The organism is Nonomuraea sp. WAC 01424, from assembly GCF_003947315.1.
Lineage (GTDB): Bacteria > Actinomycetota > Actinomycetes > Streptosporangiales > Streptosporangiaceae > Nonomuraea > Nonomuraea spiralis.
On sequence record NZ_QHHZ01000002.1, the window covers coordinates 297,820 to 313,254 of the forward strand.

The following is a 15,435-nucleotide window of genomic DNA, read 5'->3' on the forward strand; positions in this document are numbered from 1 at the left end:
CCGTGACCGAACGGTTGGACGGCCCGGCGGCCCCGCCCGCGAAGATCGCGGGCGGGTCCTCCGCAGGACCGGCTGAAACCCCCCGTACGAGACGACGCCTCGGCCCATCGCCGGCGGTCGCCATCGCCTTCCTCCTGCCGGCGGCTCTGCTGCTCGGCGTCTGGGTGGTCTACCCCATCGTCTACTCCATCTTCCGCAGCCTGTTCGACTCGTCGGGCAGCGGGTTCGTGGGGCTGGGCAACTACGCCACGATCTTCAGTGACGGCGGCATGCTCGTCACGATCCGCAACAACCTCATCTGGGTGGTCGTGGCGCCGATCGTGGTCACCACGCTCGGCCTGATCTTCGCGGTGCTGACCGAGCGCATCAGGTGGTCGACCGCGTTCAAACTGATCGTGTTCATGCCGATGGCCGTCTCGCTGATGGCCGCCGGCGTCATCTTCCGCCTCGTCTACGAGGAGGACCCCGACAAGGGTCTGGCGAACGCCGTGCTCACCACCGTGCACGACACGTTCTCCTCCTCGCAGGGTTATCCCGAGGCCCGTCCCCGCACCGGCGACCAGTCTCCGGTGAACGAGCAGAACGGCGCGGTCGTCACCAAGCAGCCCGTCCAGGCGGGCACGCCGGTGCTGATCCCGATCGTGGGCGTCAAGCCGCAGATCATGCCGTCCAGCGCGCAGCCGGCCCGCGCCCCCTCGGGCGGCTCCGCGGTGTCCGGGACGGTGTGGTTCGACTTCACGCAGGGCGGCGGCGGCCAGAGCGGCGCCGTGGACCCGACCGAGAAGGGCCTGCCCGGCATGACGGTCGAGGCGGTCAAGGACGGCCAGGTCGCGGGCACTGCCACGACCGCCGCCGACGGCTCCTTCAGCTTCACGGGCCTGCCGGCCGGCTCCTACGTCGTACGGCTCCCGCAGTCGAACTTCCAGGCCAGCTACGGCGGCCTGACCTGGCTCGGCCCGACGCTCATCACGCCGGCGATCATCGGCGCGTTCGTCTGGGTGTGGGCCGGGTTCGCGATGGTGCTGATCGCGGCCGGACTCGCGGCCATCCCGCGCGACGCGCTGGAGGCCGCCCGCATCGACGGCGCGACCGAGTGGCAGGTGTTCCGGCGGATCACCGTGCCGCTGCTGTCGCCGGTGCTGCTCGTCGTCTTCGTGACGATGATCATCAATACGCTGAAGGTGTTCGACCTGGTCTACATCATCGCGCCGGCCTCGGTTCAGCCGCAGTCGAACGTGGTCGCGCTGGAGATGTGGCGCGTGTCGTTCGGCGGCGGGAACAACCAGGGGCTCGGCAGCGCACTCGCGGTGTTCCTGCTCATCCTGGTCCTTCCCTTCATGATCATGAACATCCGCCGGTTCAGGAGGGAAGACTCATGACGACCGCGACCGTGACCGCAGCCCACAGGCGGGAGTCGGGCGCGCCGCGCAGGGGCCTGGCGGGCCGGATCGTGGACCGCCTGGGCGGCGGGGCCGTCCAGGTGATCATGATCCTGCTCGGCCTGTTCTGGCTGGTGCCGACGCTGGGCCTGCTGGTCGTCTCCATGCGCACCGTGAAGGTGAACAACGCCGAGGGCTGGTGGACGATCTTCACCAAGCCCGCCGAGCTGACCCTGGCCAACTACAAGAACCTGCTGGCCAGCGGCTTCACCTCGTCGTTCTGGAACACGGTGGCCATCACCGTGCCGACCACGGTCCTCGTGATCGGCATCGCGGCCATGGCGGCGTACGCGTTCGCGTGGATGGAGTTCCGCGGGCGGGACACGGCGTTCCTGGTCGTGGTGGGCCTGCTGATCGTGCCCATCCAGATCGCGCTGATCCCCGTCGCGGCCTTCTACGGCGGCATCGGGATCTTCGGCACGATCCCCGGCGTGGTCCTGTTCCACACGGCGTTCGGCCTGCCGTTCGCGATCTTCCTGCTGCGCAACTTCTTCGTCGGCATCCCGGCCTCGCTGCTGGAGGCGGCCCGGATGGACGGCGCACCGGAGTGGAAGATCTTCGCGCAGGTCGTGTTCCCGCTGGGCAAGCCGGCGATCGCCTCGCTGGGCATCTTCCAGTTCTTGTGGGTGTGGAACGACATGCTCATCGCGCTCGTGTTCGCCAACACCGACAACCAGCCGATGACCAAGGCCCTGCAGTCCCAGATGCGGCAGTTCGGGTCGAACGTTGACATCCTCTCCTCCGGCGCGTTCCTGTCGCTGATCATCCCGCTGGCGCTGTTCTTCGCGTTCCAGCGGTACTTCGTCCAGGGCATGATGGCCGGTTCCGTCAAGTAGGCCATTCCCGGCGGGCGCCCGCCTCCCGAGGGGGGCAGGCGGGCGCCCGTAACAGGTTCGACCGAACCTCCGATGATTGTTCATGAAGCGTCTCCTCGCCCTGGCAGCAGCGGCCTTCATCTCCTTACCCCTCACCCCCGCCGTCGCGCTCGGCGGCAGCCCCGGCGCTCCCGGGGCGGGCGACCCGTACTTCCCCGACCAGGGGAACGGCGGCTACGACGCCGGCCACTACGACCTCGCCCTCGACTACGACCCCTCCTCGAACGTCCTGACCGGCGTCGCCGCCGTCACCGCCCGCGCCACCCAGGCGCTGAGCCGCTTCGACCTCGACCTCGTCGCCACGCTCTCGGTGCGCTCGGTGACCGTGGACGGCCGGGCCGCCGCCTTCACGCGCAGCGGCTCGGAGCTGATCGTCACCCCCGCCGCCACGCTGGCCTCCGGACGAACCTTCTCCGTCGTCGTCAGGTACGACGGCCGCCCCACGTACGTCCTCGACCCCGACGGCTCAAGGGACGGCTGGATCCGGACCGGCGACGGCGTCTTCAACGCCAACGAGCCCCAGGGCGCGATGACCTGGTACCCCGGCAACCATCACATGACGGACAAGGCGACGTACCGGTTCGCGGTGACCGTCCCCAGCACCAGGGTCGCGGTGGCCAACGGCGACCTGGTGTCGCGGACCACGGCCGGCGGCCGGACCACGTACGTCTGGGACGCCCGCGAGCCCATGGCGAGCTACCTGGCCACGGTGACGATCGGGAAGTTCCGGCTCACCGACACCAGGGTCGGCGGCTACCGCGTGATCACCGCCGTGGACCCCAAACTGGCCGACAAGGCGACGGACTTCGCCGAACGCCACGCGCCGGTCCTCGACTACTTCAGCTCGCTCTTCGGCCCGTACCCCTTCTCCTCCACCGGCGGGATCGTGGACCACGCGCCGAACGTCGGCTACGCCCTGGAGACCCAGACCCGGCCCATCTACCCGGTGGCGCCGAGCGACTCGCTGCTCGCCCACGAACTGGCCCACCAGTGGTTCGGCGACTCGGTGACGCCCACGCTGTGGCGCGACATCTGGCTGAACGAGGGCTTCGCGACGTACGCCGAATGGCTCTGGCTGGAGAAGATCGGCAGCCGTACCGTGCAGACCTCCTTCGACGGTGTCTACGCCAAGCCCGCCGACGACGAGTTCTGGCAGACGCCCACCGCCGATCCCGGCGACGCCGCCGGGCTCTTCCACGACCCGGTCTACGACCGCGGCGCCGCGACCCTGCACGTCCTGCGCCGGACCGTCGGCGACGAGGCGTTCTTCACGATCCTGCGCACGTGGGCGAGCGAGCACCGGTACGGCAACGCCGACACCGCCGCCTTCGTCGCCCTGGCCGAACGCGTCTCCGGCAAGCGGCTCGGCCCCCTCTTCGACGCCTGGTTGTTCCAGCCCGGCAAACCGGCCTTGTGATCATTCCGGTACGGCTTGCCCGCCCGTTTGGGCGGCAAGCCGTACCAGACCTAGATAAGCTTCACGGCCATGGCCGGTCGTCCTTTGCATGAAGTCGTCGAAGCCGGATGGGCTCAGGCTCTTGAGCCCGTATCCGAGCAGATCTCCCTGATGGGTGAGTTCCTCCGCAAGGAAATCGCCGAGGGCAGGCAGTACCTGCCCGCGGGTCCGAACGTCCTGCGCGCGTTCAACCAGCCCTTCGACGACGTCAAGGTGCTGATCGTGGGGCAGGACCCCTACCCCACGCCCGGCCACCCCGTCGGATTGTCGTTCTCGGTGGCGCCCGAGGTGCGGCCGCTGCCCGGGAGCCTGCTCAACATCTACAAGGAGATGGAGGCCGACCTCGGCCTCCCCCGCCCGGCCAACGGCGACCTGACCCCGTGGGCCGAGCAGGGCGTGCTGCTGCTCAACAGGGTCCTGACGGTCCTGCCGGGCAAGCCCGCCTCCCACCGGGGCAAGGGCTGGGAGCAGGTCACCGAGCAGGCGATCCGCGCGCTCGTGGCCCGCGACAAGCCGATGGTCGCCATCCTGTGGGGCCGTGACGCCCGCAATCTAGCGCCGATGCTCGGCAGCGTGCCGCGCATCGAGTCGGCGCATCCGTCCCCGCTGTCGGCGCGCAGCGGCTTCTTCGGCTCGCGGCCGTTCAGCCGCGCCAATGAGCTGCTCACCCAGCAAGGCGCCGCACCTGTCGAGTGGAAGCTGCCCTAGCATCGTCGCCATGAGTGATGAACCGAAGTTCCTGCGCCTCACGGTCGAACTGACCGTCGAGGTGCTCGACGTGAACGCGCTGCAGGCGGCGGCGCTGGCCGAGATCAGGCATCCCGACGCCGACCTCAGCGACGAGGAGCGTTCGGAGCAGGCCGACCTGGTCAACTCCGACGAGACGGGCGCCTCGGCGCTGCAGTGGCTGATCGAGCCCGACCACGTGCTGCAGCTCGTGGACCACATCACCGAGATCGAGCCCCGCGAGGCCGTTCTCGGGGTGGAGCCGTCCGAGGGGCCGAGCGAGGACGAGGACGAGGAAGAGCACGACCACGACCACGTGTGACGTACAGCGATCAGCCACGGCGCCCCACCCGCGTCGTGGCTCTTCGCCCCGGCTACGATCGATCCCATCCAGCCGCATTCCGTCACACGAGGGATCTGTCGCATGATCGTGGCATTCTCCATCACCCCGCTGGGAGTCGGCGAGGGAGTCGCCGAACCGGTCGCCCGCGCCGTCAAGGTGGTGCGCGACAGCGGCCTGCCCAACCGTACGGACGCGATGTTCACCACGATCGAGGGTGAGTGGGACGAGGTGATGGACGTGGTCAGGCGCGCGGTGGACGCGGTGGCCGAAGTCGCCCCCAGGGTCAGCCTGGTCCTCAAGGCCGACCTCCGCGCCGGCGTGACCGACGGCATGACCACAAAACTGGAATCCCTCGAACGCCACCTCTCCTAACTCCCGCCACCATTCCGGTGGCGAGCCCGCACGCCGCCCCCGGATCGCCAGCGAGCGGCGGCCGGGATGCGGTGAGGCACAAGTACGCACCTGGCGGCAGGCCCCCAGGCCGCTTCAACACCCGCCGAACGACGCTCCACCCCGTACGTCCCCGCCCGCACGGGCCGGGATCACCCCTCAGCCTGCGAACCTCCAGCTCGGGTGCGCAGCGGTGAGGTCCGTACAGCGGCCCCCAGAGCGGCACCTCGGGCTGGTGGGCTGGGAGGGCGCTGGCGGGTGTTGTGAGGCGGGGTTCGCGGGTGGCGGGTGTGTTGGGAAGGCCAGGGCCACACACGCTCTCGGTTGGTCTTCTCCCCGGCACGCAGGTCTGCGGGACGAGTGCGGCGGATGCCCGCCGACGCCTTGAAAGTCCCAGCACGAGGACGCCGCGCAACCACCTTCAGACCTCAGCACGAGGCTCGCCACACAGTCGCCTGCGTCCAGCCACAGTCCGTAGCGCGGGGCCGGTTCGCGGCCTCAACCGCGTGAAGCGTCGCCCGATGGACGCCCACGGCCCGATTTCCAGAGGTCCGCGAGTGCCACCTGCGAAAGCGCTCGCAGTACGTGGATCGCTGAAAGGTCCGATGACTTTGACAAATCGCGATATGTCTTGACCGTCATCTAGACGCGACATATCGTGTCGCTCGGACGTCGAACGCGATACTACTCGTCCCCCGGAGGTGGAGGCAATGAGACAAGAGCGAGTGCCGGTCCTGGTGGTCGGTGGCGGGTACGCCGGCCTCAGCGCGGCGGCGCTGCTGGCGTGGCGTGAAGTCCCCGTCATGCTGGTCGAACGGCACCCGAGCACGTCCATCCAGCCCAAGGCGTTCGGCATGGGACCGCGAGCGGTCGAGCTGCTGCGCCCGCTTCCCGGGATCGAGCAGACGTTCGCCGACATCTGGACGGGCATCGGCGACTCCATGCGCATCGCGATCGCCAAGTCGCTGGCCGACCCCGACCCGAACATGATCTTCGAGGACCAGGGCGAGTTCGAGGCCCTCGCCGACCTCACCCCCGTGCCCCGGGTGGGCGCCCCCCAGTCGGAGGTCGAACGGGTGCTCCGCGCCTACGCCGAGGAGCTCGGAGCCGACCTGCGTTTCTCCACCGAGCTGATCTCCCTCGACCAGGACGACGACGGCGTCACCGCCGTGATCCGCGCCGCCGACGGCGTCGAGACCGCCGTACGGGCCGACTACGTCGTGGCGGCCGACGGCCACCGGAGCCCGTTGCGGGAACGGCTGGCCGTCCCCACCTCCGGCAAGGGCGACCTCGTCCAGATGCGGTCGATCATGTTCGACGCCGACCTGACCGGCCTGGTGAACGAGCGCGAGGTCATCGTCTGGTATCTCCAGAACGACACGTTCACCGGCGTCATCGTCACCGGCACCGGCGTGGGCGCGCACGTGCTCGGCGTCAACCAGGACCCGTCGAAGGACGGCGGCGACCTCACCGAGGAACGCTGCGTCGAGCTCGTCCGCGTCGGGACCGGTGTCCCCGACCTGGACGTGCAGGTGCTGGACACGGCGACGTTCAGCCTGGCGCACGTGGTGGCCGACACCTACCGCGCCGGCCGTGTGTTCTTCGCCGGCGACGCGGCCCACACCATGCCGCCCACCGGCGGCGAGGGCGGCAGCACCGCCCTCCAGGACGGCTGCGACATCGCCTGGCGCCTCTGGCTGGTGATCAGCGGGCAGGCCGGCCCCGGTTTCCTGGACACCTACGACGCCGAACGCCGCCCGATCGGCAACCTGACCGCCGACGCCCAGCTCGCCAACCTCGCTGTACGGATGCCCGTGGACGAACGCGCCGACCATCCCGAGCCCCTGGACGACTTCCTCCAGGCGATGCTCGGCTACCGGTACCACTCGACCGCGATCCTGGTGGAGCCCGGCGACGACGGCTCCCTCCTGGAGGACCCGCGCATCCCGAACGGCCGCCCCGGCAGCCGCGCCCCGCATGTGGCGCTCGACTGGGAGGGGCAGCGCATCTCGACCATCGACCTGTTCGGCTCAGGGTTCGTCCTGCTGGCCGACAAGAGCGGGGGCCAGGTCTGGATGGACGCCGGCCGCGTGGTCAAGGAGCGGCTGGGCCTCCAGCTCACCCGCATCCTGGTGGACGACGAGCTGATGGACGTGGAGGGCCGCTGGCGCGACCGGTACGGCGTGCGCGAGGGCGGCGCCGTCCTGGTCCGCCCCGACGGGTATGTCGCCTGGCGCACCCCGCACCCCACCCCGGACCCCACGGCCACCCTCGAACAGACCCTCGTCCGCGTCCTCAGCCGCTGAAGCCCCCCGGCGAACTGAACGCCGGGCACCTGGACCCCGGCGAACACCCTGGCGAACCCCCCGGTCACCGTCACCGCCGCGGCCCCGTGTAGTGCTCATGCCGCGAGGGCCGGTCGGACGTCGTGGGCGGTGCAGAGCCAGTCGTTGAGTGAGCCGGTGAAGCCCGAGGGTGGACCGACCTTGAGGCAGGTGAGCCGGCCGGTGCCCGGCGCGGGACCGACCTTCAGGCGGCGGATACGGCCCGTCCTGCCCGGCTCGCCCCGCTCCGTCTCGCAGGGGGTCAGCCGCACGCCGAAGGGCGGGCCGCCCCGGAACGGGCCGGACGGCTGGATGCGCAGGAGGTCGTCGATCTCGTGGCAGGTGGCGAGCGGGTGGGCCTTCAGGTGGGCGAGCTGGTCGGCGACCAGGCGGTGGGCCACCGAGCGCAGGAGGCCGGTCGCGCACCGGCTGTGGGCGCAGGCGACGCCGTCGAGGGTGATCTCCGGCAGCGCGAAGCGGCTCAGGCCTCGCGAGGTGACGCGCAGGCAGTCGCACTCCGCCGTGCCGGACGGGTCCCACGGCGGGCAGGTGGCGTCGCCGTGGACCTGTGTGTCCCAGGTGAGCCAGTGGTCGCCGAGGCGGAAGTCGCGCGGCTCCCCCGGCTCCCCCGGCTCCCGGGGGCAGGCGGGGACGGCCGCGGCGGTCAGCGGGTCGATCAGCAGCCCGTCGCACTGGCGGGCCAGGGCGCGGGCCACGGCTCTGGCCACCTGTACGGCGCCGGGCAGCCGACGTGGGGGCGCGGTGGTGGACACCAGCACGTGCTGCCCGGCCCGGCGCAGCCTCCGGCGCTCGTCGCCCTGAAGGGTGATCTCGGCGGACCGCCAAGGGGACGGACGGTGGGAGACCACCAGGGCCGGCGGGTCGTCGAGCGCGTCCCGGGCCGCCTTCCTGTACGGCCCGGGAACACGCCACGGCACGAACGTGTAGACGTCGAACGGCAGTTGCTCCACGGCTACGACGAACAGGGAGGTCAGCTCGGCGGGGAGCGGCAGGACGATCTTCATGAGGTGCCTCGCCTTCGAAAAACGTGGTGAGGCACCCAGGATCCGCAACCGGAACCACCCCGGCGCGCCCGAACCCCGTTCTGGGGACAACACCCCCAGCCCGCTCACACCCTGTGGACAGCACAGCCCCGCAGGACGCTCAAGGAACCGTGCGGCACTCAAGGAACCGTGCGCCAGCGCCCATAGAACCGTCCGGCAGCGTTCAGAGAACCGTCCGGCAGCGTTCAGAGAACCGTCCGGCAGATGGCCAGGGCCTGGCCCGGTAGGCGCAGGCCGTCGGGGCCGGAGGCCACGGGGTCGTCCGAGGCCAGCAGGACGGTCGCGCCCGCCGGCGGCAACGTCAGCGTCTCCGGGGAGAAGTTGACGCTGACGCAGACCGTCCCACGCCACATGATGAGCCACTTGCCGTCCGGATCCGCCTCCACCCGCACCCGATCCAGCCTGGGGTCCGACAGCTCGGGCAGCGCCTTGCGGAGGGCGATCAGGTCCCGGTACCAGCACAGCAGGGACCAGTTCTCCTCCTCCTTGAGCTCGCTCCAGTCCAGCTTGGAACGCAGGAACGCCTCCTCCTCGGACGGGTCGGGCGCGTCCCAGGTGTAGCCGAAGCCGTCGAACTCGCGCTCGCGCCGCACGCCCTCGCTCTCCCGCAGCGTGGGCTCGACGTGGTCGGAGAAGAACAGGAACGGCGTGCGCGCCCCCCACTCCTCCCCCATGAACAACATCGGCGTGAACGGCGAGGTCAGCAGCAGCCCGGCGCCGAGCTTGAGCGCGGACATGGGCAGCCGGTCGCCGCCGGGCCGGTTGCCGATCTGGTCGTGGTTCTGCAGGCAGGCGATCAGCCGGTGGCCGGGCACGCCGGTGAAGGGCTGCCCATGGGTCCGGCCGCGGAAGCCGGAGTGTCCGCCGTCGTGCAGGACCCCCTGGGTCAGCACCTTGACCAGCGCCGAAGGGTCGGCGAAGTCCTCGTAGTAGCCGTGGCTCTCGCCGCTGACGGCGGTGTGCAGGGCGTGGTGGACGTCGTCGTTCCACTGGGCGCTCATCCCCAGGCCGCCTGCCTCCAGCGGGCGGACCATGCGCGGGTCGTTGAGGTCGGACTCGGCGATCAACGTCAGCGGCCGGCCGAGCGAGCAGGCCAGTACGTCCACCTCCTCCGACAGCTCGGCCAGCAGGTGGCGGGCGCGTTTGTCGTGCAGCGCGTGGACGGCGTCCAGCCGCAGGCCGTCGATGTGATAGTCGCGCAGCCACTGGACGGCGTTGCCGATGAAGTACCGCCGCACCTCGTCGGAGCCCGGCCCATCCAGATTGACCGCTTCACCCCAATAACTACCAGCAAAGCCGGAAAAGTACGGACCAAAGGGCCGCAGGAAGTTGCCGGACGGCCCCAAGTGGTTGTAGACGACGTCCAGGATGACGCCGATACCGGCCCGGTGGCAGGCGTCCACGAACGACTTCAGCCCGTCGGGCCCGCCGTACGTCTCGTTGACCGCGTACAGGTCGACGCCGTCGTAGCCCCAGTTGCGCCCGCCGGGGACGGGGGCGACCGGCATGATCTCCACGAAGTCCACGCAGAGCTCGACCAGGTGCTCCAGCCGCTCGGCGGCCAGCGCGAACGTGCCCTCGCCGGTGAACGTGCCGACGTGCAGCTCGTAGATCACCGAGCCGCGCAGGTCGCGGCCCTTCCACTCGTGGTCGGACCAGGTGAAGCGGGCGTGCTCGTAGACCGCGCTCGGTCCGAACACCCCCTCGGGCTGCCGGCGGGATCGCGGGTCGGGGTAGGGTCCGTCGCCGTCGACCACGAAGGCGTACCGGGTGCCGTGGCCGGCCTCGGCGACCTCGGCCCACCACCAGCCCCTCTCCCCCGGGGACATCGGCCGGCGTCCGTTCGGAACGTCGACCTCGACAGCCGTGGCCTTCGGTGCCCAGACCTCAAAGATCATGTCGCTCCAGGAGTGAGACGGGGTACTGATCGAGCAGTCGAGCCAGTGGAACCGTCCCCGAGTGCGGCTCGCCGGTGAGCAGATCGCGCCAGGAGCCGGCGGGCAGCGTCAGGGAGGTGTCGCCCCACACCGAGCGGCCGGCGACCGCGGACCGGCGCGCGAGGCGTACCGGCAGCCTGGTGGCCACGGCCACCGCCCGCGGGCCTTCGCCCCGGGCGAAGGCGATCGCGTGCTCGGCCGCCTCCGCCGCGGCCCGCAGCGGAAGGTACGGCGCCGCGCCCCCGAGCCGCCTGCGCAGCCGCAACGCCTGGGTGGTCACCAGCAGCTTCGCCGCGTCCCAGGAGGTCTCGGGCTTGCGCGGGTACGTCACCGGCCGCCGGTTGTCCGGATCGACCAGCGAGAAGTCGGTGGTCTCGTTGCCCTGGTACACGTCGGGCACCCCGGGCATCATGAGCTGCACCAGCTTGGCCCCCAGCGAGTTCGACATCGCGAACGGCTCGACGCGCTCGGCGAACTCCCCGACCGGCAGCCGCACGGCCGCCCGCGCGAACTCCCGCAGCCGCCGCTCGTAGTCCGCGTCCGGACGCACCCACGAGATCGCGGTCTTGGCCTCGCGGGCCGCTTTGAGCAGGTATTCGGTGAACCGTTCGGCCGAGATGGGCCAGGCCGCCATGAGGTTCTGCCAGGCGAGGTAGTCGAGGTGGGGGTCGAAGGCCACCTCACGCGACCATTCGGACACGGCGGACGCCCACTCCCCGGGCATCTCCGACAACACCGACAGCCGGGCGCGTACGTCCTCAGACCGTTTGGTGTCGTGCGTGGACAACGTCGTCATCGTGTACGGCGACATCTCCCCGCAGAAGTCGTGGAACTCCTCCACCGAGACCCCGAACACGTCGGGCTCACCGCCCACCTCGTTGAGGCACGACAGCGGATACCACCGGTACAGCGCGGTGTCCTCCACACCCTTGGCCATGACGGGCCCGCACGTCTGCTGGAAGCGCACGACCGCCTCGGGCGACCCGTACAGGACGTCCCGGACGAGCGGCCGGACGGCGGGCGAGCACTCGTCGGCGGCCAGCTCGACGATCTCGACCGACTCGGGCGGCGGCTCCTCCCCCGGCGTCACGTAGGCGCGGTAGAGCGGCATCGCGGCCAGCAGCTCCGGCACCACGGCCGGATCGCGGCCCGTGACCCTGGCCAGGCGGTTGACCTCGGAGCCGAAGAACAGGCCGAGCACGTCCCGCTTGGCCTCGGCCATGACCGGACGGTATTCCTCCGGCTGCCCGGTCAGCTCGCTGAACAGCCGGACCAGCGGTTCCTTGCCCGCCGGATCGACGAACAGGCCGTTGACCCGGTTGAGCACGTCGTAGCCCGTCGTGCCGTCGCAGGCCCAGTCGGGCTGCAGCCGCTCGGGGCCGATGAGGATCTTCTCCACGACCGTCCAATGGCCGCCGGACCTCTCGCGCAGCCGGTCGAGGTAGCCCCGCGGGTCGGCCAGGCCGTCGGGATGGTCGACGCGCAGCCCGTCGTCGAGGCCCTCGTCGAGCAGCCAGAAGATCACCTCGTGCGTGGCGAACAGGACCGCCGGGTCCTCCACCCGCAGCCCGATCAGCGACGACACGTCGAAGAAACGCCGGTAGCCGGGCCCCTCGCGCCAGTCGACCAGCCGGTAGTGGCCCGGGTAGGGGAAGGCGTGCTCGTGGTAGCGCAGGATGTCGCCGTCGACCACCGGCTCGGTGTCGTCGCCGAGCACCGGCAGCGCGACCTTCCCCTCCACCCACTCGATGTCGAACCAGTCCGCGTACGGCGAGCCGGGCCCGTCCTTGAGCACCGACCAGAACTGGGCGTTCATCGTGTTCATGTGGTTGGGCACGATGTCGACGACGATGCCGAGGTCGTGCGCGGCCAGTTGCTGGGCCATCTCGCGGAAGCCGGTCGCCCCGCCGAACTCGTCCCTGATCCTGGAGTGGTCGACGACGTCGTAGCCGTGCCGCGACTCCGGCGTGGACTGCAGGATCGGCGACAGGTAGACGTGGCTTACGCCCAGGTCGCGCAGGTAGCCGGCGATCTCGGCGACCTGCGCGAAACCGAAGTCGGGGGTGAGCTGCACCCGGTACGTCGAGACCGGTCTAGACACGGCGCAACACCCGCACACTGCGTCCGGGGACCGCGATGGCCTCGCCCGCGCGAACCATCCGCACGTCGAGCCTGATGGGCATCGCGGTGTCGATCTCGGTGTGCCACATCTCGCCGTAGTCCTCGGGGATCGTGAACTTGATCGTGTCGTGGTGGGCGTTGAACAGCAGCAGGAAGGAGTCGTCCCGGATCGGCCGGCCGCGCCCGTCGTACTCGGTGATGGCGTCGCCGTTGAGGAAGACGGCCAGCGACTTGGCGTAGCCGACGTTCCAGTCGCCGTCGGTCATCTCCTCCCCGGAGGGGGTGAGCCAGGCGATGTCGTTCAGGCCGCGTACCGGTTTGCCGTAGAAGAACCTCCTGCGCCGGAAGACGGGATGTTTCTTGCGCAGTGCCGCCAGCTCCTGGGTGAACTCCAGCAGCAACCAGTTCTCCCTGATGTCGGACCAGTCGACCCAGGTCAGCTCGTTGTCCTGGCAGTAGCCGTTGTTGTTGCCCTTCTGGGTGCGGCCCAGCTCGTCGCCGTGCGAGAGCATCGGCACGCCCTGCGACAGGAACAGCGTGGTGAGGAAGTTGCGTTTCTGCTGCTCGCGCAGCGACTCGATGGCCAGGCTCGCCGGGCCCTCCTCGCCGCAGTTCCACGACCGGTTGTCGTCGGTGCCGTCGCGGTTGCCCTCCTTGTTCGCCTCGTTGTGCTTGTTGTCGTACGAGACGAGGTCCTGCAGCGTGAAGCCGTCGTGGCAGGTCACGAAGTTGATCGAGGCGGCCGGGCGGCGGCTGTCGTCCTTGTACAGGTCGCTCGACCCGGTGAAGCGGGAGCCGAACTCCGGCAGCGTGGCGGCCTGCCCGCGCCACAGGTCGCGGATCGTGTCGCGGTAGCGGCCGTTCCACTCGGTCCAGCGTGAGGGGAAGTTGCCGACCTGGTAGCCGCCGGGGCCGACGTCCCAGGGCTCGGCGATGAGCTTGACCTGCGACAACACGGGGTCCTGCTGCACCAGGTCGAAGAACGCGCTCAGCCGGTCGACCTCGTGCAGCTCGCGGGCGAGGGTGGAGGCGAGGTCGAAGCGGAACCCGTCGACGTGCATCTCGATGACCCAGTAGCGCAGCGAGTCCATGATCATCTGGAGGACGTGCGGCGAGCGCATGAGCAGGCTGTTGCCCGTGCCGGTGGTGTCGACGTAGTAACGCTTGTCGTTCTCGACCAGGCGGTAGTAGTTGCTGTTGTCGATGCCCCTGAGCCCGAGTGTGGGCCCCAGGTGGTTGCCCTCGGCGGTGTGGTTGTAGACGACGTCGAGGATGACCTCGATGCCCGCCTCGTGCAGGCTGCGCACCATCGCCTTGAACTCCAGCACCTGCCCGCCGCGCTGGCCGGTGCTGGAGTAGCGGTTGTGCGGGGCGAAGAAGCCGATGGAGTTGTAGCCCCAGTAGTTGGACAGGCCGCGCTGCTCAAGGATGTGGTCGGTGACGAACTGGTGCACCGGCATCAGCTCCAGCGCCGTCACGCCCAGCTTGGTGAGGTGGTCGAGGATCTCGGGGTGGCCGAGCGCCGCGTACGTGCCGCGCAGGTGCTTGGGGATCTTGGGATGGCTTATCGTCAGCCCCCGCACCTGGGCCTCGTAGATCACCGTGTCGTGGTACGGCGTCGCGGGCGGCCGGTCGTGCCCCCAGCCGAAGAACGGGTTGATCACGATGGACCGCGGCACGTACGGGGCCGAGTCGGCGTCGTTGCGCGTGTCCGGCTGGCCGAACCGGTAGCCGTAGACCGCCTCGTGCCAGTCGACACCCCCCTCGATGGCCATCGCGTACGGGTCGAGCAGCAGCTTGTTCGGGTTGCAGCGCAGCCCGCGCGCCGGCTCGTACGGCCCGTGCACCCGGTAGCCGTAGCGCTGCCCTGGGCCGATGCCGGGCAGGTAGCCGTGCCAGATGAATCCGTCGACCTCCGACAGCGGCACCCGCGACTCGACGTTGTCCTCGTCGAACAGGCACAGCTCCACCGCGTGGGCGACCTCGGTGTAGAGCGAGAAGTTCGTGCCCGCGCCGTCGTAGGTCGCCCCGAGCGGGTAGGGGTCTCCAGGCCAGATCTCGATCATCGAGGCTCCCTTGCGGTCTCTCCCCATGTTCCGTTCCCCTGCTCCGCCGGACAAGGCCACCCTGTTCCTTCCCACGCCCGCGTCCGGATTACTCCGGAAACACGAGTGAGCCGCCTCCGACGGCGCGGTGTCGAAGGCGGCTCACGTATGCGGCCCGGCCGGACGTCGTCGTCCGGCTTCCGGATCCGGTGCGCGGCCCCTGCGCACCGGATCCGCCCCCGCGATCAGGACAGGCGAACCCTCCCGAATCCCCGGCAGGCCCGGCAGTCGCCCCGGCTCGTCATCCCGTCGCCGCCGCAGGCCGTGCAGCGGACGTACAGGTCGAAGTCGGGGTTGCGGTAGACGCGGACGAGCGGGGCGGGGCGGCGTACCCGCCACCCCTGCGACCTGGCCCGCTCGTCCAGTGCGTCGAAGGCCCAGTGGTCGAGCTTGGCGAGCAGGGCCTCCGCCAGGCGGCCGTACGTCCGGCGCAGCGCGCCCGGAGCCGCCCGTTCCATGGCTAAATTGCTAACATTCATAGCGAACCGATCCTTGTGCTCTGGCAGGAGCGATTGATCGTGGAGCTGGGCCGATGAGACGACATCGGCCCAGCTTTATGTGACGTACGGCCTCTGGTGAGCCATCACGTCAGGGAATGAACGCGGCATTTCGTTCTCTGGTGGTTTTGATCAGATCACCCCTGGGCATCTCCCCT

Annotated in this window: 12 protein-coding genes; 7 read left to right on the plus strand and 5 right to left on the minus strand. The window is 69.9% G+C overall.

All coding sequences use genetic code 11. The annotated features are described in order from the left end of the window. Positions 1–2 precede the first annotated feature (2 nt). The 7 genes from DMB42_RS06720 to DMB42_RS06750 all read left to right on the plus strand — a co-directional run bounded on the left by DMB42_RS06720 (position 3) and on the right by DMB42_RS06750 (position 7,535). A complete protein-coding gene (locus tag DMB42_RS06720; protein WP_125631724.1) occupies positions 3–1,379 on the plus strand; it encodes an ABC transporter permease subunit in 1,377 nt (458 codons plus the stop codon). Further along, positions 1,376–2,275: a carbohydrate ABC transporter permease gene (locus DMB42_RS06725; RefSeq protein WP_125631726.1), complete on the plus strand. Its 900-nt coding sequence runs from the start codon at positions 1,376–1,378 to the stop codon at positions 2,273–2,275. Before DMB42_RS06720 ends, DMB42_RS06725 begins: the two co-directional genes overlap by 4 nt. A gap of 82 nt (positions 2,276–2,357) precedes the next feature. Next, complete coding sequence (locus DMB42_RS06730) at positions 2,358–3,731, plus strand: M1 family metallopeptidase (protein WP_125631728.1); 1,374 nt, start codon at positions 2,358–2,360, stop codon at positions 3,729–3,731. 69 nt (positions 3,732–3,800) lie between these two features. Beyond that, positions 3,801–4,478 carry a uracil-DNA glycosylase gene (locus tag DMB42_RS06735; RefSeq protein ID WP_125631730.1) on the plus strand — a complete coding sequence of 226 codons (678 nt, stop codon included), beginning with the start codon at positions 3,801–3,803 and terminating at the stop codon, positions 4,476–4,478. 10 nt (positions 4,479–4,488) lie between these two features. After that, positions 4,489–4,818 (plus strand): hypothetical protein, encoded by a 330-nt coding sequence (locus DMB42_RS06740; protein ID WP_125631732.1) that lies wholly within the window; start codon positions 4,489–4,491, stop codon positions 4,816–4,818. A gap of 102 nt (positions 4,819–4,920) precedes the next feature. Next, positions 4,921–5,211 (plus strand): MTH1187 family thiamine-binding protein, encoded by a 291-nt coding sequence (locus DMB42_RS06745; protein WP_125631734.1) that lies wholly within the window; start codon positions 4,921–4,923, stop codon positions 5,209–5,211. A gap of 728 nt (positions 5,212–5,939) precedes the next feature. Continuing rightward, positions 5,940–7,535, plus strand: a complete 1,596-nt coding sequence (locus tag DMB42_RS06750; protein ID WP_125631744.1) for an FAD-dependent monooxygenase — start codon at positions 5,940–5,942, stop codon at positions 7,533–7,535. A gap of 95 nt (positions 7,536–7,630) precedes the next feature. Here DMB42_RS06750 and DMB42_RS06755 read toward each other — a convergent pair whose 3' ends face one another. The 5 genes from DMB42_RS06755 to DMB42_RS06775 form a co-directional block, all read right to left on the minus strand. Beyond that, positions 7,631–8,578: a hypothetical protein gene (locus tag DMB42_RS06755; protein ID WP_125631746.1), complete on the minus strand. Its 948-nt coding sequence runs from the start codon at positions 8,576–8,578 to the stop codon at positions 7,631–7,633. 224 nt (positions 8,579–8,802) lie between these two features. After that, complete coding sequence (treZ, locus tag DMB42_RS06760; protein WP_125631748.1) at positions 8,803–10,515, minus strand: malto-oligosyltrehalose trehalohydrolase; 1,713 nt, start codon at positions 10,513–10,515, stop codon at positions 8,803–8,805. After that, entirely contained in the window at positions 10,505–12,655 is a 2,151-nt protein-coding gene (treY, locus tag DMB42_RS06765) for a malto-oligosyltrehalose synthase (protein ID WP_125631750.1), read from the minus strand. The genes treZ and treY overlap by 11 nt, the downstream gene beginning before the upstream one ends. After that, a complete protein-coding gene (gene glgX / locus DMB42_RS06770) occupies positions 12,648–14,741 on the minus strand; it encodes a glycogen debranching protein GlgX (RefSeq protein ID WP_125631752.1) in 2,094 nt (697 codons plus the stop codon). Before glgX ends, treY begins: the two co-directional genes overlap by 8 nt. A gap of 224 nt (positions 14,742–14,965) precedes the next feature. Next, a complete protein-coding gene (locus DMB42_RS06775) occupies positions 14,966–15,238 on the minus strand; it encodes a hypothetical protein (RefSeq protein WP_125631754.1) in 273 nt (90 codons plus the stop codon). Between the last annotated feature and the right edge of the window lie 197 nt (positions 15,239–15,435).

What these genes read in the sequence shown, in the direction of transcription:
- DMB42_RS06725 (WP_125631726.1), top strand. Translation starts at nt 1,376, where the DNA reads ATGACGACCGCGACCGTGACCGCAGCCCACAGGCGGGAGTCGGGCGCG.
- DMB42_RS06755 (WP_125631746.1), bottom strand. Translation starts at nt 8,578, where the DNA reads ATGAAGATCGTCCTGCCGCTCCCCGCCGAGCTGACCTCCCTGTTCGTC.
- DMB42_RS06730 (WP_125631728.1), top strand. Translation starts at nt 2,358, where the DNA reads ATGAAGCGTCTCCTCGCCCTGGCAGCAGCGGCCTTCATCTCCTTACCC.
- DMB42_RS06740 (WP_125631732.1), top strand. Translation starts at nt 4,489, where the DNA reads ATGAGTGATGAACCGAAGTTCCTGCGCCTCACGGTCGAACTGACCGTC.
- glgX (WP_125631752.1), bottom strand. Translation starts at nt 14,741, where the DNA reads ATGATCGAGATCTGGCCTGGAGACCCCTACCCGCTCGGGGCGACCTAC.
- DMB42_RS06735 (WP_125631730.1), top strand. Translation starts at nt 3,801, where the DNA reads ATGGCCGGTCGTCCTTTGCATGAAGTCGTCGAAGCCGGATGGGCTCAG.
- DMB42_RS06745 (WP_125631734.1), top strand. Translation starts at nt 4,921, where the DNA reads ATGATCGTGGCATTCTCCATCACCCCGCTGGGAGTCGGCGAGGGAGTC.
- treZ (WP_125631748.1), bottom strand. Translation starts at nt 10,515, where the DNA reads ATGATCTTTGAGGTCTGGGCACCGAAGGCCACGGCTGTCGAGGTCGAC.
- DMB42_RS06775 (WP_125631754.1), bottom strand. Translation starts at nt 15,238, where the DNA reads ATGGAACGGGCGGCTCCGGGCGCGCTGCGCCGGACGTACGGCCGCCTG.
- DMB42_RS06750 (WP_125631744.1), top strand. Translation starts at nt 5,940, where the DNA reads ATGAGACAAGAGCGAGTGCCGGTCCTGGTGGTCGGTGGCGGGTACGCC.